Here is an 18,035-nt window from a genome sequence, read left to right on the forward strand (position 1 = left end):
ACGGGAGGCCTAGCGTCCGAGGCACAGACATCAGGAAGGGCGGCATCGATGGGTATGCATTTCAAGTGGCTCGCGATGATTGCCCTAATGGCGGTATGGGCATCTGCGGCCGCCGCCCAGACCGATCCGCTGCCCTCCTGGAGCGACGGGCCGACGAAACAGGCGATCATTGGCTTCGTGACGGACGTAACGCGCGAAGGCTCTCCGGATTTTCTCCCAGTGGCTCAGCGGATCGCCACCTTCGACAATGACGGAACGCTCTGGATCGAGCAGCCGATCTATGTCCAGTTCGCCTTCGCTCTCGATAGGGTCCGGGAACTGGCGCCGCAGCACCCGGAATGGAGTCGAACGCAACCTTTCAAGGACGTGCTTGAAGGTAAAATGGAGGCCCTGGCGGGTCTCGGGGAGCATGCGGCAGTCGAAATCGTCGCCACGACCCACGCCGGCATGACGCCAGACCAGTTCCTGCAGATCGTCAAGAATTGGCTGGCGACGGCCGAGCATCCGCGCTTCCAGCGGCGCTACGTCGAACTCCTCTATCAGCCGATGCTGGAAGTCCTGTCCTACATGCGCGCCAATGGATTTGCGACCTACATCGTCTCAGGAGGTGGCATTGAGTTCATGCGGGCATTTGCGCCGGAGCAATACGGGATTCCGCCCGAGCAGATCGTGGGCTCCAGCATCGTCACGACATTCGAGCGACGCGACGGCTTGCCGGACCTGTTCCGGCTGCCCAAGGTGAACTTCGTGGATGACGGGCCCGGCAAGCCCGTCGGAATCAACCAGCACATCGGCCTCCGTCCCGTCGCAGCCTTCGGCAACTCCGATGGCGATCTCGAAATGCTGCAATGGACGACCGAGGCAGGTAAGCGACGTCTCGGTGTCGTGGTGCGCCACACCGATGCGGAGCGCGAATACGCCTATGACCGCGACTCGAAGGTCGGACGCCTCGACAAGGCGCTCGATGCCGCCGTGCTGGATCGGTGGGCCGTGGTCGACATGAAACATGACTGGAAGGTGATCTTCCCGTTCGAGAAGCGCTGACTCGTACTGCCGAGGGGGTGAAGGCCCTCACGGAGGACGCCGACAAAGTCGGAGACACGGAAGGAATTGTTCGATGGAACAATTCGATGCAAGCGACGGCCCATTTCCCGAGCCGTTGCCGGCGAGCAATTGGCAGTGTCATTGCGACCCGGCCGTCGTACCTCCAGTCGGAACGTCTATCGAAGCGATGCTGACCAGTGTTCGGCTATCGCCACGACGGCAGCGTTGATCGGACCACTCGGAATCCGTGGGATGATCGAGGCATCGACGACATAGGCGTTGTCGAGTCCGCGCACGCGCAGGTCCGGGTCGACCACCGACGCGCCATCTGAACCCATGCGGCAGGTCCCGCAGGGATGGTGATGGGTGCTGGCAACCCGCGCGATGAAGTCGTCGATATCGCGTTCACTCTGGACCGCACTTCCCGGCTGAACCTCTTCCGCACGCCAGGCATCGAGAGCCGGGTGATGCCCGACTGCGCGGGCCGCGCGGAATGCCTTGCGAAAAGTCGCGCGGTCGTACTCGTGCTCGAGATAGCGGGGGTCGATGATGATCGGGTCATTGCGCCCCGGCCCGGTCGGTACCAGGCGTCCGCGGCTTCGCGGATGCGTCACCCCGAACAGGATGGTGAAGGCCGAGCCAAAGGGCGGCGCCTGCAGTCCATCTGCGATCGACGGCGCGACCACGCAGGCCAGAACGATGTCCGGGCTCCCATCCGCGCGCCCAAAATCGTCGCTGTTCAGGTACATCAGCGACTCCGAGTGCTGCAACTGCGATACCGGGACGGGCTGCCGCGCACGGTAGACGTTGCCCAACCCGAGCAGATGGTCCTGCAGATTTTCGCCGACTTCGGAGCTTTCGATCCGGCAGGCGATGCCGGCGCGTTTCAACGCCTCTTGCGGGCCGATGCCTGAACGCATGAGAAGCAGCGGCGAACCGATCGCTCCGGCCGAGAGGATGATCCGGTTTGCTTCGATGTGGGCAGTTTCGCCATCGAGAACGGCCAAAACTGCGGTGACGCGCCCGCCTTCGATCACCAGTCGTTCGGTCTCGCAACCAGTCACGATAGTCAGGTTCTCGCGATCGAGAATGTCCGGCGTGAGATACGCATCGGCGAGGCTCACGCGCCGGCCATTACGGATTGTGAGCGAGTTCGGGGTCGTGCCGGCGAGGTCGCCGCTGTTGTGGTCGGGCAGGGCAGGGGCGCCGAGCGCCTGGCCGGCCGCGATATAGGCGCGCACGACAGGGCTGACCTCCTCGTCGGGCAGATGGACGGGCAGCGGCCCATCCGCGCCATGCCAGGAATGCGTGAAGGCCGAGAAGCTCTCGCTCCTTCTGAAGGCTGGCAGAAGCGCCTCGTAGGACCATGACTCGCCGCCCGCCTCACGCCAGGCGTCGAAATCCGTGGGATGCCCGCGCACATGCGCCATGGCGTGGAGGCAACTCGAACCGCCGACGATGCAGCCGCGCGACCATCCGTGGATCCGGTTGGCCGTGAAAGGCTGTGGAACCGTACGGTAGGCCCAGTCATAGGGCCGGTTCTGCAACGCCGGCCACTTGAGCGGGTCAGCGATGTCCGGGTCACCCGGCCAATGACCCGCTTCCACGAGCCCCACGCGGCGGCTGCCGTCCTCGCTGAGGCGACGTGCGAGTACGCAACCAGCGCTCCCGGCGCCGATGATCAGGTCGTCGAAGTGCAGTTTCAGGGGAGAACTCCGGAGCGAAAGGGGTCAGGCGGCGAAGGCGCCTGCGTTGCTGCGCTCGATGATCTGGCGCTGCACGGCAAGCAGGTGCGAGCGCATGGCCGATTCCGCTGCTTCCGGATCACGCGCCGCGATGGCATCGGCGATCCGGCGGTGTTCGGTGTCGCGCTGCTGGATGCGGCTGGGGCACGTCGGCGGCGTCGCCCGGGCGACCCGAACGCGGGCATCGACGCCTACCTGCCGCAGCATCTTGTAGAACTCGCCCGCTAAATGATTTCGCGCTGCGCCGACGATTGCGAGGTGGAAGGCAAGGTCGACCTCGCCCGATTCGGCATGGTCCGGCGTGGTGGCGGCATCGAGAATATGCTGGATTTCCAGCGCCGACGCGCGCAGCGAGGCGAGGCGGGCAAGGCCCGGCTCCATCAGCAGGCGCAGTTCCATCACTTCAAGAGGGTTGGTCATCCGCACCAGGTCCTCGCCGAAGCGCGGCTGTGCGGAACGCTTGGGCCGCGCCGGCTCAAGGTCGCCGGCCTTGCGCAGCGCATCCAACGCTTTGCGGAGTTGATGCCGCTTGACCTGGAGGACACCGGCCAGTTCGCGTTCGGAGGGGAGCCGGGGCGAGCGGGCCTGAAACTGCCTTACGGCTTCGATGATCTCATCCAAGCTCGAAGGCGCGTCGATGGATTCCATTGAGATGTCCTTCTCGTCGTCTGCGTGTATCCACCACCGCCTGCGATAACCCGGCCTGGACCATGCGTCTCGCACATACTCAACCAACTTATCTGGTTCTAGTGTGGTTGACAACATGGGTCGAGCGATGGTTGATTTCAGTTCAGTCACGCGGCTCACGACCTGCGTGCAGATCAGCCCTAGGTGCCCAGATGACGCCCGCCGAAACCTTTGACTATGTGATCGTCGGCGCTGGCTCCGCAGGATGTGTGCTCGCCAATAGGCTGAGCGCCGATCCCAGTGTCACCGTCCTACTTATCGAGGCAGGCGACTGGGACAAGGATCCCATGATTCATATACCGCTCGGGTGGGGAAAAATCCTCACCGAGCGCCGGCACGACTGGATGTATTTCTGCGAGCCGGAGGCCAATGTCGGCGGCCGCAGGGTCGAATGCGCACGCGGCAAGGTGGTGGGCGGCTGCTCGTCGACGAACGCCATGGCCTATGTGCGCGGCAACCGTGGCGACTACGATCGCTGGGCGGCTGCGGGCCTCACCGACTGGTCCTATGACAGGGTCTTGCCCTACTTCAAGAAGATGGAGCGCTGGGAGGGCGGAGCCAACGCTTATCGCGGCGGCGACGGCCCGCTGCGTACCCAGTTCTGCCGCTATGAGGATCCGCTCATCGAGGCATTTGCGGAGGCCAGCCGCCAGGCGGGATTCCAGCAGACGACGGACTATAACGGCGAGACGCAGGAAGGCTTTGGCCGGCTGCAGATGACCATCGCAGACGGCAGGCGCTACTCAACCGCCAGAGCTTACCTTCGGCCGGCGCTTCGCCGCCCCAACCTCAAGGTCATCACCCGCGCGATGGCGACCCGCATCCAAATGGAAGGTGGACGCGCCACAGGTATCGAATTCAGCCGCGACGGCACCCCCGGCTCCGTCCGGGCTCGGCGCGAGGTCATCCTCTCCGGCGGCGTCATCAACACGCCGCAACTGCTGATGCTGTCAGGTATCGGCGACGGAACCGCGCTCTCGGCGATGGGCATTGAGACCAGGGTTCATGCGCCGAAAGTGGGCCGCAATCTCCAGGACCATGTTTCGGTCATCGTGATGTATCGCCGCAAGACGCCGGGTCCCTTCCTGCACATGATGCGGGCCGACCGGATCGGTATCGACTTCATGCGTACCTACCTGACAGGAAAGGGCTTTTCCGGGGATGTCCCGGGTGGCGTCACGGCTTTCCTGAAGAGCAGCCCCGACCGCCCGCTGCCCGACGTTCAACTGCTGTTCACTGCGGCGCCGCTTGCCGCCTGGCCCTATTTCCGTCCGTTCAAGCAGCCCTTTGCTGACGGATTCGCGACTCGGATCGTCGCCATACAGCCTGAAAGCCGCGGCCATATCGCTCTGGCGTCGTCCGATCCTATGGCTGCGCCGCTCATTCACCAGAACTTCCTGTCTTCGGAAAAGGATTGGGAGTCGCTGCGCGCCGGCTTCCGCATCGCCCGCACCCTTGCCGCCCAGGAGTCGATGCAGCCCTTTGTCGGTGGCGAGTTCTTCCCGGGCCCCAAATGCGACACCGATGCGGAGATCGGCGAGCACATCCGCAATACGTCGATCACCGTGCACCATCCGGCCGGGACCTGCGCGATGGGCGTTGCCGCCGATTCGGTGGTGGATCCGCAGTTGCGCGTGCGCGGTGTCGATGCGCTGCGCGTGGTTGACGCCTCGGTGATGCCTGATCTGACTTGCGGCAACATCAATGCTGCCGTCATCATGATCGCCGAGAAGGCCGCGGATCTTGTTGGCGAACGCCAGAGCGTGCTGGTCGCAGCCTAGGTCGGGTCAACCATATACGTCTTTGGTTGAATCCAGGTTGCCCTCTCCTGACCGGTGTTGGGACGTCAGCACGCGACCCGGGTTGCGAAAGCCGGTTCTAATATAATCAAGCAATGTCAAATACTTGTTCCTATATCCGCAAAGTGGATGGCGCACTTTCTCTGGCCCAACCAAAAAATGCGGTGGGATGATGCACTTTCCGGTTGCCGGCTAGAACCAATCTGATACGGTTGGATCTGGTTACGAGTTCTATCCGTTAACGGGAGGTGGTTGAGATGTCGGTGGCGGAATCCACGAAGAACAGCATGAGCAACAAGAAGGCGGCTCTCGCTGACCTCTACAGCGACATCGCCCGGGGCAACATGTTTCCGTTCTGGGCGACCTCCGACAGTGTCGATAACGACGAAATCAAGCAGTTGATGGCGACCTCGAAGGCGATCCCCTTTGTCTGGAAGTATACGGACATCGAGCCGATGCTTCAGCGAGCCGCCCAGTTGGTGACAATGGACGATAGCGAGCGGCGCTCGCTCATTCTGGTCAACCCCGGGCTGGCGCCGAAGCGCGCATCCGTTTCGACGATGTACACGGCATATCGTCTCAACGATCCCGATGAGATCATGCCGCCGCACAAGCATTCGCCCAGCGCAATCCGCTTCGGCCTGACGGGGCAGGGCAACTTCACCGGCGTCGAAGGTGAGGATGTGACGTTCGGCCCGGGCGACATGGTGCTGACCCCGAACGACGCCTGGCACAACCACGGTACCGTTGGCGGCGAGCAGGCCGTCAACCTGTCGGTTCTCGATCTGCCCTTGGTCGAGATGCTGCACGCCGTCCACTTCGATCACAAATACACCGAGATCGAGAACGGGAAGGAAGTCGAGAAGAAGGTCCAGACGGCGCGCTATCCGACCGACTACTCCCAGCGTATCTATGGCGAGGGTGGCCTGATGCCGCGGTTCGTCAATCACAAGCGCGGCGGCGGCTTGTCGTCGCCCATGTATGTCTACCGTTGGGAGCGGATGGAGGCGGTACTCGACGCCCACAAGGACTGGGACGGCGATCCCCATGAGGGCATCGTGGTCGACTACATCGATCCGACGACCGGCGGTCCCGTGTTCCACACCATCAATTTCTACGTCCAGATGCTTCGTCCTGGCGAGAAGACGCTGCCGCAGCGCGAGACGGCAAGCCTGCTGCTGGCGCCGTTCCGGGGCAAGGGGCACTCCATCATCGACGGCAAGCGCTACGACTGGGATCAGTTCGATACACTGGCCGTGCCGGGCGGCTGCTGGGTGGAGCATGTGAACGGCTCCTCGACCGAGCCGGTCATCTTCTTCGGCGCCACTGATGCGCCGACCCAGCGGGCGCTGCTCCTGTACAAGCGCTGGGGCCGTAACCAGGCCGGCGATCTCCTGCGCCTCGCCTAAGCGCGATTAGCGCGTCCCGTCCTCTGGATGGGACGCCGCCGAATTTTTCCAGCCGCAAGGTCCAGGTCCCTTGGTTTCAGCATCGAATACAAAGCTTCTCGGCCATGTCGACTGCCCAGGTGGCGGTCAGGTCTGGGTGGATGGGAACATCCTCTACATCGGCCACATGCGTCCGCCGAGCGGCACGACCTTGGTCGACATCTCGGACCCGCGCAACCCCAGGAAGATCACCACCATCGATGTCCCGCCGGGTTGGCATTCGCACAAGGTGCGCGCCAAGGACGGGCTGATGATCATCAACCACGAGCGGTTCGGCAGCGAGGGGCCGGCCGAGTTCGGCGGTGGACTGGCCATCTACGATACGAGCAAGCCGGCCGAGCCGAAGCTGATCTCGAAATGGCTGACCGGCGGCAAGGGCGTGCACCGTTACGATTACGACGGTCGCTATGCCTACATCTCTCCGACCGCCGACGGCTATGTCGGCAATATCGTGATGATCCTCGACCTCATCGACCCTGTGAACCCGGTCGAGGTTGGACGCTGGTGGATTCCTGGCCAGTGGACCGGCGGCGGCGAGGAATATCCCTGGCACGACTACGTCACGCCGCGCTGCCACCATCCGCTGCGGATGGGCGACCGTCTTTACGTCAGCTATTGGCATCACGGGCTGTTCATCCTGGACATCTCCGACATGAGCCGCCCGCGCGCTATCGCCCACGTCAATTCGAGCCCGGCCTTTCCGCATCCCACCCACACGTGTTTGCCCATTCCGCAGAAGCTGAAGGGGCGTGACATCATGGTCGTGGCGGATGAGGACGTGGCGAAGCTACGCCCGCATGCTCCGGCTTTCACCTGGATCTACGACATCACCGACGAGACGAACCCTCTGCCGATCTCGACATTCCAGGTGCCGGGTATCGACCTGGACGGATCGCCCCAGCCGCAGATGACGGGCTGTCATCAGCCGTCGGAGCGCTTCAAGGGGAGCATTATCCCCTTTGCGTGGTTCGCGCAGGGCTTGCGTCTCGTCGACATCGCGGATCCCTTCGCGCCCAAGGAAGTCGGCCATTATGTCCCCGATGCGCCTGCGGGAGCCGAGCGGTCCTCTTCGAACGACGTCACCATCGACGACCGCGGCATTCTCTATCTCATCGACCGCATCCGTGGCGTCGACATCATCGAAACCAGCGTCTTCTGAGGAACAAGGATGGCTGACAGCACCCGGAAGTCCGACAGGCACTATGCGATCGGCAAGAAGAATCCGAACCTGCCGTTTCATCCGGCCGTGCGCGCCGGCGACTACATCTTCGTCTCCGGACAGGTGCCGAAAGACGAGAACAACAACATGATCGACGGCACGATCGAGGAGGAGACGCTGGCCACCTTGAAGACGATCGAGCGCGTCATCGCGCACGAAGGCGCCGCGCTCTCCGACGTCGTTCGCATCACGACCTACCTGCAGGATACCCGCGACTTCGGCCGCTACAACAAGGCCTTCCTCGAGGGCATCGGCGATGCGGTGCTCGCCCGCACGACGGTGGAGGCGCGGGCCGTCATCAATACCAAGATCGAAATGGATGCCATCGTCTACAAGCCGCTCTCGGAAGTGAAGGGCTGAGGCACGTTAGGGAGATCGACCATGTACAAGCTTCTCGGCCGGCAGACCTCCGGCAATGTCCAAAAAGTCCTGTTCATGCTGGAGGAGATGGGCGCCGCCTATGAGCGCCAGGACTACGGCCGGCAGTTCGAGAACACGCAGACCGCCGAATACAAGGCGCTGAATCCGACCTCCAAGGTGCCGACGCTCGTCGACGGCGACACCGTCATCTGGGAGTCGAACAGCATCCTGCGCTATCTCGCGCGCTCCGGTGCAGCCCATCTGACCGGCTCGCTCCCCGCAGAGAAGTCGCAGGTCGAGCGCTGGATGGATTTCCTCCTGGCAGCGGTCAATCCGGGCTATCTCGCCGCCTTCAAGGGCGCGAAGCTGACGCCGGAGGAGCAGGCTCCCGACTACAAGGATCAGATCAAGGATCTCGTCGCGCAGCTGAAGATCATCGACGATCACCTTGCCGGCAAGGACTTCCTTGCGCTCGGCAAGCTCACCATCGCCGACATTGCCTGCGGCCCGGTCCTCAAGCGCTGCGTCGATTTCAAGATCGACCGGCCGGCGCTGCCCAATCTCGAACGCTGGGTCGCCTCGCTGTCCACCCGCCCCGCCTTCCAGAAGGCGACCGGCGCTGCTCCTGCGAACAAGTCAGCCTGATGATCCGCAAGGTCGCCCTCATCGGCCTCGGGACCATGGGGCCTGGCATCGCCGCCCGGCTGGCCCGGGGCGGAATCGATGTGACGGCCTATGACACCGCCCCGGCGGCGATCGAGCGCGCTCAGGGGATGCTGGCGACCGCCGGCGGGGTGCTCGACCGGCTGGGGATCGAAGGCCCCGATTCCGACGAGGGCAAGATCCGCTTCGTCCACAGTCTCGAAGAGGCGGCGGACGGGGTCGGCCTGGTGATCGAGAACGTGCCGGAGAATGCCGAGATCAAGGCATCCACCTATCGCGCGATCGATCCGCTGATCGGCTCCGACGTCATCGTGGCGACCGACACCTCCGGCATTCCGATTACCGGTCTGCAGGCGCACATCTCTCATCCCGGACGCTTCGTCGGGATGCACTGGTCCAATCCGCCGCACATCATCCCGATGATCGAAGTGATCGGCGGCGAGCAGACCGCGCCCGAGACCGTGGCGACGATCCGCGACTTCATCCGCTCGCTCGGCCTGCTGCCGGTCGTTTTGAAGAAGGACGTGCCCGGCTTCGTCGAGAACCGCGTGCTCTATGCGCTGCTGCGCGAGGTCGTCGACCTCGTCGAGCGCGGTGTGATCGAACCCGAGGACATCGACACCTGCGTCTCCTGGGGCATCGGCTACAAGATCGCCGTGATCGGGCCGATGGCGCTCCTCGATATGGCGGGCCTCGACATCTACCGCTCGGTGTCCTCCTTCCTCAACGCCGACCTCTGCAATCGCGGCGACGTCGCGTCTCTGGTGGAGGAAAGAACCTCGGCATCGAAGCTCGGCATCAAGTCGGGCGAGGGGATTTATGCCTATACGCCCGAACGGATCGCGAGCCTGCAGGGCGAGCGTGCGGGCAAGCTCGTCGCAATTCGTCGTATTCTCGAAGGGCGCGAGTGACGCGATGGGGAGGGGAGGGGGAATGGCAAAGAACGTTTCAGCAGCGCCGGCCCCGCGCGCCGGCGTCGCCACTGCGCTCGAGCGTGCGCTGGGCCTCCTGCTGATTGCCGTTGTCGCGATCAACATCGTGAACGCAACCGGGCGCTATCTCCTCTCCTACGCATTCACCGGCGCTGACGAGGTGATGGTCTTCGTCATGATCTATGTCGTCATGGGCGGTGCCGTCCTCAGCCTTGCCCAGCGCAAGCATATCAACATCAACCTGCTGCCCTCCTACGCACGCGGGAGGGCGCGTCATGCGCTTTACGCGATCCACGACCTGGTCGCGCTCGGTGCCTCTCTCTTCGCCGTTTACGCGTCTTGGCTGTTCGTTGCGCGCATCGCCCGGCTTGGCACGACGAGCATGACGCTCGGGATTCCGATGATCATCCCCCATGCCGCCATCCTGCTGGGCTTTGGGGCCATGGCGGTGGTCGCCCTGTTTGTCCTTGTTCGCGACATTCGCGCCTTGGTCGCCGACGATCCGACAATCGAGGAAGCCACCGCACAGGCGGAGATGGCAGGATGATCGGCACACTGGCCATTCTGCCGATCGGCCTCCTGTTCCTGGGGACACCGGTCTTCCTGGTGTTCCTGGCGGCTGCCGCGCTTACCTTATTCTTTGTGCTGCCGATGCCCTCCGTTGCCATGCATCAGGTCCTGTTCGGCGGGCTCGACAACTATGCTCTGCTGGCCGTTCCCTTCTTCATCTTCGCCGGCGAACTGATGGGAACGAGCGGCATCGCTGCACGGCTGATCAACTGGGTGCTGGCTCTGACCGGGCGCATTCCCGGCAGCCTTGGGGTCGCGACGGTGGGAGCTTCCGCAGTCATCGGCGCGATTTCCGGGGCGAGCGTCGCTGCGGTCGCCGCGCTCGGCAAGACGCTTTACCCGAAGCTGGAAAGCTCCGGCTACGGCAAGGAGCGGTCGGCTGGTCTGCTCGCCTCGGCCGGGGCGATCGATATCGTCATACCGCCGTCGATCGCCATGATCCTCTACGGACTGGCGGCCGAGCAATCCATTCCGCGCCTCTTCGTGGCCGGCGTGCTTCCCGGTCTTCTCATGGCTCTGCTGATGGCTCTGTTCATCGTCGGCGTCGCCATTTGGCTGAAGCTTCCCAAGGCTGACCGCTTCGATCCCGCATTGGCCTGGACGACGACCAAGGATGCAGTCTGGGCATTGCTGATGCCAGTCATGGTGCTTGGCGGGATCTACAATGGCTGGTTCTCGCCGACCGAGGCCGGTGGATTCGCCTGTCTCTATGCCATGATCGTGGCGCGATACGTCTATCACTCGATGACGTGGTCGCAGATCGTGCGTGCAGCCGCGAACTCCGCGATGCTCTCGGCACAAATCCTGATCATCGTGGCGACGGCCGGCCTCGTGACCTGGCTCCTGACCACGCAGGGCGTCCCCCAGGCGATCGTGGGCTGGATGCAGTCGCTCGACATGAACGCCTTCACCTTCCTGCTCGTCGTCAACATCGTCCTGCTGGTTATCGGCTGCTTTCTTGATCCGACCTCGGCGATCCTCGTGCTGGCGCCGCTGCTTGTGCCTATCGCCGTGGCGGTGGGCGTCGACCCGATCCACTTCGGCATTGTCATGACGGTGAACCTCGCGATCGGCATGTTCACGCCTCCGTTCGGCCTCAACATCTTCGTGGCGCAGTCTGTCACCGGACTGCCGGCGCATGCGCTCTACCGCGGCGTGCTGCCCTTCGTTGTGGTTCAGCTCATAGCGCTAATGATCATCACCTACGTGCCGGCCTTGTCGCTCATGTTCGGCGAGACATTCTGAGAATAAGAGGGGGGAATCAATATGTTTCGATCCATGCTTCGTGCAGTCGCCATCGGCACCGCGCTCGGCCTCTTGCCGATGTTCGCGGTAACCGGTGCGGCGCAGGCCCAGGCGACGATGAAGCTCGCTTCGGCGACAATCAACGATGTCCAGCACGAATGGCAGAAGGTATTCGCCGCCGAACTGGAGAAGCGTATCGGCGACAAGGTCAAGACCGAGATCTACCCCGCCAGCCAGTTGGGCCCGATCCCGCGCATGGCCGAAGGCGTGCTGCTGGGGACCATCGAGGCGTTCACCACCCCGACCTCCTTCATGACCAACGTCGATCCGCGGTTCCAGGCCTTCGACGTTCCGGGGCTGTTCAAGAGCCCGCAGGACATCCACAACGCGGTCCATGACCCGGAGTACCGGGCCTATATGGAGACGATGTTCCTGGACAAGGGACTGCGCGTCATCGGCGCCCTCTACAACAGCCCCACCGTCGTCTTCACCATGAAGCCGGTGACCAAGCTGGAAGAGATGAAGGGCCTGAAGATCCGAACTTTCGCCTCGCCTATGCAGGTGAAGCCGATGGAGCTTCTCGGCGCCGCGCCGCTGCCGCTGGCGCTGACCGAGGTCATCCCCGCGCTTCAGAACGGCGGCCTGGACGGTCTTCTCGTCGGCATGCCGATCCTGACGTCGTTCAAGTACTACGACATCGGCAAGAACATCACCGACCTGCGCTTCGCCGAGATCGTCTCGGTAACGGTGGTCAATGAGGACTGGTACCAGTCGCAGCCCGAGGACGTGCAGAAGGCAATCTCGGAGGCCGGCCGGGCGGCGGAAGAAGCCGTCTACCCCTGGGGCATCGCGAATGTCGAGAAGACCTACAAGGTCTGGACCGACAACGGCGGCGTCGTGAACCAGCTGTCTGCCGAGGAGCAGGCCAAGATGGAGAAGGATTTCGCCGACCTTTCCGCGACCCTGGTCGCCGCCGATCCGAGCGTCAAGGTGGAGTACGACAAGCTGAAGGCGCTGGTCGACGCCAAGGCCGCGAAGTAGCGGCGCGATGGCCTGCTACCCACAAGCCAGCACGCCCTGCGCATCGGTGCAGGTGATCGCGCGCGCGGCGGCTTCCGCCCCCTTGTGGCGGGCCAGCGGGAGCAGGAAACGCGTCTCGTATGCGCGTCCGGCGATGCCGCACCAGAGAGCTTCGACCGGCATGTTCTCCTGCTTGTCATTGAGCACGAAGTACGCGCCGGAATCCGGCTTGAACCAGAGGTCCAGCTTGGCCGCGCCGCCGATTGGAGCGCGGCCAACCTCTGCGGAGTACCAGTGCGCCAAGTCCGCGTTGCAGACGAGGTCCTCGCCTGCGGCGTTGATGACCGACACCGGAGTACTGACCAGTCCTTTCGTCCCCGTCTCGACGGTGATGTGCCGCAACTCGACCGCATCTGCGGCTGTGCAACAGATGAGTGTCAAAGCAGCGAGGTGAGAGGATAGACTTTTCACGTGCATGCCCACCAATAACAACGATAAATAGCTGGTGGGGAGCTATCATAGTAAGGGACCTGTAACAAACAGGAAAAATGGAGGGTGAATTGAAAAAGCAATTGTTGTCTGCACTGTCTGCAATTCTTCTGGCGGGAACGATGTTCGGGGCTGCGTCAGCCGCGGAGGTCAAATCAATCGCGATACTGACGCCGGAGGAAGGCACGGACTATGGCTGGAACCAGCAGGGCGTGGATGCGGCCAAGGCCGCAGCCAAGGCGGCTGGCGTCGAGGTCGTCGTCGCCCAGGGCCTCGGTTACGGCGATGTGCGTCCGACCCTGCGCGAGCTGGCCGAAGAGGGCGCGAGCCTGCTGATCGCGCACGCCAGCGGCTACAACACCGCGGCGCCCGAGATCGCCAAGGAACTGAATGTTCCGGTTGCGATCGTCGATACGCCGAGCGCGCTCAGCAAGGGCCTGATCGCCGACTACACGCTGTCGGGCCATGAGGGCGCCTATCTTGCCGGCCGCCTGGCGGCGAAGATGAGTCGCTCCAAGACCGTCGGCATCGTCGTGTCTGGCGAGCCTCCGTCCTGGAACTCGCAGTCGTCCGCATTCGCAAAGGGCGTGAAGGAAGAGAACGGCGACGTAAAAGTCATCTATGCCGTGATCGGGCCGGCTGCCTACAGCGACGCCGCGGGCGGCAAGCGCGTCACCGAAAGCGTCATTGCCGCCGGCGCCGACATCATCTTCGGCCAGGGCAACGGCTCCAGCTTCGGTATGCTCCAGGCCGTCGAAACCACCAAGGCTGCCGACGGCGGCAAGGTGCTGTTCATCGACGTCATCGGCGACAAGAGCCCCATCGACAAGGGATTCCTCCTGTCTTCCGTCGTCTGGAACATCGAGCCGGTCTACGCCGCGATGATCGCCGACCTGAAGGCCGACACGTTCGGCACGAAGAGCTATGCGATCGGCCTCAAGGACGACTCGGTCAAACTTCTGAAGACCCCGCAGATCCCGGACGATGTCTGGGGGGACGTTCAGAAGATCCGCGAGGACATCATCTCCGGCAAGATCAAGGTCGAGCCGGTGTTCGAAGCGACCGCCGTTCGCGCGCTGATGAGCGACGTGAAGGAATAAGCATCGAAAGGGGAGGGCCGCACTCCGATCCTCCCCTTTTTCAGCTAGCGGGCACATCGTGAAGCACGTCGACAATTCAATTGAGGCCGGCGGCCACCCGGTCATTGCTCTGGAGCGCGTGACAAAGCGTTTCCCCGGGGTAGTGGCGAATGACTCAGTATCGCTGGCGATCCGGGCCGGCGAAGTGCACGTGCTTCTCGGAGAGAACGGAGCCGGCAAGTCGACGCTGATCGGCATGCTGTCCGGTCTGCAGCAGCCCGATGAGGGCCGGATCCTGATCGACGGACAGCCGGTCGCCATAACTTCGCCCCGCCATGCGCTCTCGCTCGGCGTTGGCACCGTCTTCCAGCACGCGATGCTGGTGCCCACTCTGACCGTCGCAGAAAACCTTCTGCTGGGCGCCGCCTGGTGGCGCCGGCCGCGCAAGGACTCGCTGCGCGCTGAGGTCGAGGAACTCGCTTCCTCCCTCGGGATCCGCATCGACCTCGACGCGACCGCCGCCGAACTTTCGCTCGGGGAGCAGCAACAGGTCGAGATCCTCCGCGCGCTGCTGCGCAATAGCCGGGTCCTGATCCTGGACGAATCGACCTCGATGCTGACCCCGTCCGGCATCGACGAACTGGGCGCCCTGATGCGCCGTCTGGTGAAGCGGGGGCTTGCGATCGTCTTCATCACCCACAAGCTGCGCGAGGCCACAGCCTTCGGCGACCGCATCTCCATTCTGAAGCTGGGTCGCAAGGTCGGTGAGATCGCGCCGGAGCGCTTCTCGGCGCTCTCCGAGGACGATCTGACGGCCGAGATCGTCGAGACCATGTTCGGCAATCGCCGCAGCGATCCCGATGCCACGACCCGGGTCGGTACGCAGTTCCCCGCCGACGCTCAGCCGCTGCTGGCGGTTCGGGACCTATGCCTCGCTCCCAGCGCGACCTCGCCCGGGCTTTCGAAGATCAGCTTTGAGCTCCGTGCCGGCGAGGTGCTTGGAATCGCCGGAATAGACGGCAACGGACAGAAGCAGCTTGCCGAGGTGCTGGCCGGGCAGATCGCGGCCGACAGCGGGGCGATCCTTCTGGAGGGCCGGCCCGTTGACGCAATGTCCGTCGGCGCGCGGCGCGATGCTGGCCTGCGCTATCTCACCGACGACCGGCTGGGCGAGGGTACCGTCGGAGCCTTCCCCGTCTCCATCAACTTCTTCCTGAAGCAGGTCGGCCGGTCTCCGTTCTGGAAGGCGGGCATCGAGCAGGGCGGCGAGATCGACAGGCGCGCCGCTGAACTCGTGCGGGACTACGATGTGCGCACGCCGAGCATACGCACGCCGATCGGCCGGCTTTCCGGCGGCAACATCCAGAAAGTGCTGCTCGCCCGCGAGCTGTCGACCGGCGCCAAGGCGGTCATCTTCAACAAGCCGACCTACGGCCTCGATCTCGCCAACACCCTGGTCACCCGCCAGCGCATCCTCGACGCAGCGGCGAGCGGGAAGGGTACCCTGGTCATCTCGACGGACCTCGAGGAACTGCTGCAGCTCTGCGACCGGATCGCCGTCATGTCCGGCGGCAGGCTGGTCGGGACGGTCGCCAACGGGCCTCATGCTGCGAGTGAAGTCGGCAGCCTGATGATCGGATTGGCCGCATGAGCGTCGACACGGCACCGGTCGAGATGACCGAGCGAAGCATCGTTGCCAGGAGCCCGGGCATGAGGAAAGTCGTGCATCGCCTGGTGCTTACGGTAGGCCCGGTCCTCGCCGCGCTAGCGCTGGCCGGCCTGCTGCTTTTGGCGCTTGGCGTCGATCCGCTCGCCTACTACGGATACGTGATCAACCGCGGACTGCTTTCGCCCTCCGGAATCCAGCAGACGCTTACGCGCATGGCGCCGTTGCTGTTCCTCGCCTCGGGTCTGATCGTCGCCTTCCGGGCCGGGATCTGGAATCTGGGTGCCGACGGGCAGTTCCTGCTTGCCGCCGTAACGGCCGCTGCCGCAGGCCCCTATTTCGCAGCGATCATGCCGGCGTGGTTGGCGGTGGTGCTGGCGTTTCTCATGAGCGTGCTGGTCGCCATGGCGTGGTCGTTCGTGCCTGCCCTGCTGCGCGCCTACCAGGGCGTGAACGAGATCATCACCACGCTGATGATGACATTCCTCGGCACGTCGCTCGCCAATGTCCTCGTCAAGCTCGTCTTCCTCGATCCGGGCACTACCGTGCCGCAGACGCGTACCCTGCCGGTCGAGGACCGGTTGCCGCGTCTCTTCGACACGACGATCAGCAGCGGCCTGGTGCTTGGCCTCATTGCCATCGTTGCGGTTCATCTCGTGATGACGCGGACATCCTTCGGTCTCCGCCTGCGGATCGTCGGCGCCAATCCGCGGGCGGCTGTCCATTCCGGCCTTGCGGTTCCGCGTCTCACGCTGGCCGTCTTCGCCCTGTCGGCGGGTCTTGCGGGTGCGGCGGGTGCAGTCGACATCCTCGGAGTGCAGGGCAATGTCCGTGCCGACTGGAACCCGGCCTACGGTTTTGCGGTCATCCCGATGGTCTTCCTTGCGCGTTTCAACGGCTTCGCGGCAATCGCTTTCGTGCTGCTCCTGTCAGTCCTGTCGATCGGCGGCGAGAGCGCCGCCCGAAGGCTTGGCGTGCCGAACCATTTCACGCTGGTGCTCGTAGCGATCGTCCTGATCGTGCTGGCGATCGCCGAATACATCGACCACCGTTTCATCCAGTCGCGGAAGGCGTAAGGCGATGTCTGACCTCTTCAGCGAACTGTTCTTGGGCGCGCTCCTGTTCGGCGCTATGACCGCCGCCGTGCCGCTCCTGCTAGCCGGCCTCGGCGAGCAGATCTCCGAGAAGGCGGGGGTTCTCAACATCGGCATCGAAGGCATGATGATCTTCGGCGCCTATACCGGCTTCGTCGGCGCCTATTACTCGGGGTCCCTCTGGTTCGGATTCCTGACGGGTGCTCTGGGTGGCGCGGTCGTGGCGTCGATCATGGTGCTGCTCTGCGTGCGCATCGGGCTGAACCAGATCGTCATCGGCATCGGGCTGACACTTGGCTTTGACGGACTGACGGCCCTCCTGCACCACTTCCAGTTCTCGCGGACCTATCCGCGTCTCGCCGCCGCCGAGATCACGGCAATTCCGCTCCTCTCAGACATACCGGTGATTGGGCCAGCCTTCTTCCGCCATCACCTTCTCGTCTATCTCGCCGTGCTGCTCGTGGGCGTCATGGTCTACGTCTATCGCCGAACCCAACTCGGCCTCAACCTGCAGGCCGCGGGCGACAAGCCAGCCGCACTCGATGTGGCGGGGGTCGACGTCGTGCGTACCCGCACGGTCGCGGTGCTGAGCACGGGCGTGCTGGCGGGCCTCGGCGGCGCCTATCTCGCCGATGTGGGGGCGGGCATCTTCGTGCCGTTCATCACCAATGGGGCCGGCTTTCTGGGGATCGTGCTCGCCATGCTGGCCCGCGGGCGGCCGCTCTGGGTCCTGCTCGGCGCGCTGGTCTTCGGGCTGTGCCTGTCGCTGACAACGGCGCTGCAGGTCGCCGGCATCAACATCCCGACCGACGTGATCCAGATGATCCCCTTCCTCGCCGTGATGGCGATGCTGGTGATCTTTGGGCGCCGTTCGCAACTGCCTGCCGCGCTCGGCATACCTTACGTGCGCGGCGCGCGCTGACCAACAATCAGAACAGGCCGGTGAATCAGAGGGAAGCCGGCACGAGGAGAGAG

At 63.8% G+C, this 18,035-nt stretch carries 17 protein-coding genes; 14 read left to right on the plus strand and 3 right to left on the minus strand.

Going from position 1 to position 18,035, the window contains the following annotated elements:
• Positions 1–54 precede the first annotated feature (54 nt).
• Positions 55–1,044, plus strand: a complete 990-nt coding sequence (locus HUI96_RS11910) for an HAD family hydrolase (protein ID WP_237684105.1) — start codon at positions 55–57, stop codon at positions 1,042–1,044.
• Between the two features lie 176 nt (positions 1,045–1,220).
• Here the strand turns inward: HUI96_RS11910 and HUI96_RS11915 are convergent, their stop codons facing one another.
• Both HUI96_RS11915 and HUI96_RS11920 read right to left on the minus strand, forming a co-directional pair.
• A complete protein-coding gene (locus tag HUI96_RS11915) occupies positions 1,221–2,750 on the minus strand; it encodes a GMC family oxidoreductase (RefSeq protein WP_188254938.1) in 1,530 nt (509 codons plus the stop codon).
• A 24-nt stretch (positions 2,751–2,774) separates the two neighbouring features.
• Positions 2,775–3,437 (minus strand): FadR/GntR family transcriptional regulator, encoded by a 663-nt coding sequence (locus HUI96_RS11920; RefSeq protein ID WP_188254871.1) that lies wholly within the window; start codon positions 3,435–3,437, stop codon positions 2,775–2,777.
• A gap of 191 nt (positions 3,438–3,628) precedes the next feature.
• Between HUI96_RS11920 and HUI96_RS11925 the strand changes: the two genes are divergently transcribed.
• From HUI96_RS11925 to HUI96_RS11965, 9 genes are all read left to right on the plus strand, one after another.
• On the plus strand, positions 3,629–5,257 hold the full coding sequence (locus tag HUI96_RS11925) for a GMC family oxidoreductase (RefSeq protein WP_188254872.1): 1,629 nt from the start codon (positions 3,629–3,631) through the stop codon (positions 5,255–5,257).
• Positions 5,258–5,562: 305 nt separating this feature from the next.
• Positions 5,563–6,684, plus strand: a complete 1,122-nt coding sequence (locus tag HUI96_RS11930; protein ID WP_237684084.1) for a cupin domain-containing protein — start codon at positions 5,563–5,565, stop codon at positions 6,682–6,684.
• Between the two features lie 70 nt (positions 6,685–6,754).
• Entirely contained in the window at positions 6,755–7,882 is a 1,128-nt protein-coding gene (locus tag HUI96_RS11935) for an LVIVD repeat-containing protein (protein ID WP_188254874.1), read from the plus strand.
• Positions 7,883–7,891: 9 nt separating this feature from the next.
• Positions 7,892–8,302 carry a RidA family protein gene (locus HUI96_RS11940; RefSeq protein WP_188254875.1) on the plus strand — a complete coding sequence of 137 codons (411 nt, stop codon included), beginning with the start codon at positions 7,892–7,894 and terminating at the stop codon, positions 8,300–8,302.
• Between the two features lie 21 nt (positions 8,303–8,323).
• Entirely contained in the window at positions 8,324–8,947 is a 624-nt protein-coding gene (locus HUI96_RS11945) for a glutathione S-transferase family protein (protein ID WP_188254876.1), read from the plus strand.
• The gene (fhmpcd1, locus tag HUI96_RS11950; RefSeq protein ID WP_188254877.1) at positions 8,947–9,876 is read left to right on the plus strand and encodes a 5-formyl-3-hydroxy-2-methylpyridine 4-carboxylate 5-dehydrogenase; all 930 of its coding nucleotides are present in this window, start codon (positions 8,947–8,949) and stop codon (positions 9,874–9,876) included. The genes HUI96_RS11945 and fhmpcd1 overlap by 1 nt, the downstream gene beginning before the upstream one ends.
• Before the next feature lie 22 nt (positions 9,877–9,898).
• Positions 9,899–10,444, plus strand: coding sequence for a TRAP transporter small permease (locus tag HUI96_RS11955; protein WP_188254878.1), 546 nt, complete (start codon positions 9,899–9,901; stop codon positions 10,442–10,444).
• Entirely contained in the window at positions 10,441–11,712 is a 1,272-nt protein-coding gene (locus HUI96_RS11960; protein ID WP_188254879.1) for a TRAP transporter large permease, read from the plus strand. The genes HUI96_RS11955 and HUI96_RS11960 overlap by 4 nt, the downstream gene beginning before the upstream one ends.
• A 33-nt stretch (positions 11,713–11,745) precedes the next feature.
• A complete protein-coding gene (locus HUI96_RS11965) occupies positions 11,746–12,753 on the plus strand; it encodes a TRAP transporter substrate-binding protein (protein WP_237684085.1) in 1,008 nt (335 codons plus the stop codon).
• Between the two features lie 15 nt (positions 12,754–12,768).
• On the opposite strand, the gene HUI96_RS11970 is transcribed toward HUI96_RS11965, so the two are convergent.
• Positions 12,769–13,134, minus strand: a complete 366-nt coding sequence (locus tag HUI96_RS11970) for a hypothetical protein (protein ID WP_237684086.1) — start codon at positions 13,132–13,134, stop codon at positions 12,769–12,771.
• 158 nt (positions 13,135–13,292) lie between these two features.
• Between HUI96_RS11970 and HUI96_RS11975 the strand changes: the two genes are divergently transcribed.
• From HUI96_RS11975 to HUI96_RS11990, 4 genes are read left to right on the plus strand one after another with little or no spacing between them, the layout of a single operon-like run.
• A complete protein-coding gene (locus HUI96_RS11975; protein ID WP_237684087.1) occupies positions 13,293–14,321 on the plus strand; it encodes a putative B6 ABC transporter substrate-binding protein in 1,029 nt (342 codons plus the stop codon).
• A 58-nt stretch (positions 14,322–14,379) separates the two neighbouring features.
• Positions 14,380–15,951 carry a putative B6 ABC transporter ATP-binding protein gene (locus tag HUI96_RS11980; protein WP_337918259.1) on the plus strand — a complete coding sequence of 524 codons (1,572 nt, stop codon included), beginning with the start codon at positions 14,380–14,382 and terminating at the stop codon, positions 15,949–15,951.
• Positions 15,948–17,042 carry a putative B6 ABC transporter permease subunit 2 gene (locus HUI96_RS11985; RefSeq protein ID WP_188254883.1) on the plus strand — a complete coding sequence of 365 codons (1,095 nt, stop codon included), beginning with the start codon at positions 15,948–15,950 and terminating at the stop codon, positions 17,040–17,042. The genes HUI96_RS11980 and HUI96_RS11985 overlap by 4 nt, the downstream gene beginning before the upstream one ends.
• Positions 17,043–17,046: 4 nt before the next feature.
• Entirely contained in the window at positions 17,047–17,982 is a 936-nt protein-coding gene (locus HUI96_RS11990; RefSeq protein WP_188254884.1) for a putative B6 ABC transporter permease subunit 1, read from the plus strand.
• Positions 17,983–18,035: the final 53 nt, after the last annotated feature.

The organism is Pseudaminobacter soli (ex Zhang et al. 2022) (genome assembly GCF_014595955.1).
GTDB classification, from domain to species: domain Bacteria; phylum Pseudomonadota; class Alphaproteobacteria; order Rhizobiales; family Rhizobiaceae; genus Kumtagia; species Kumtagia pseudosoli.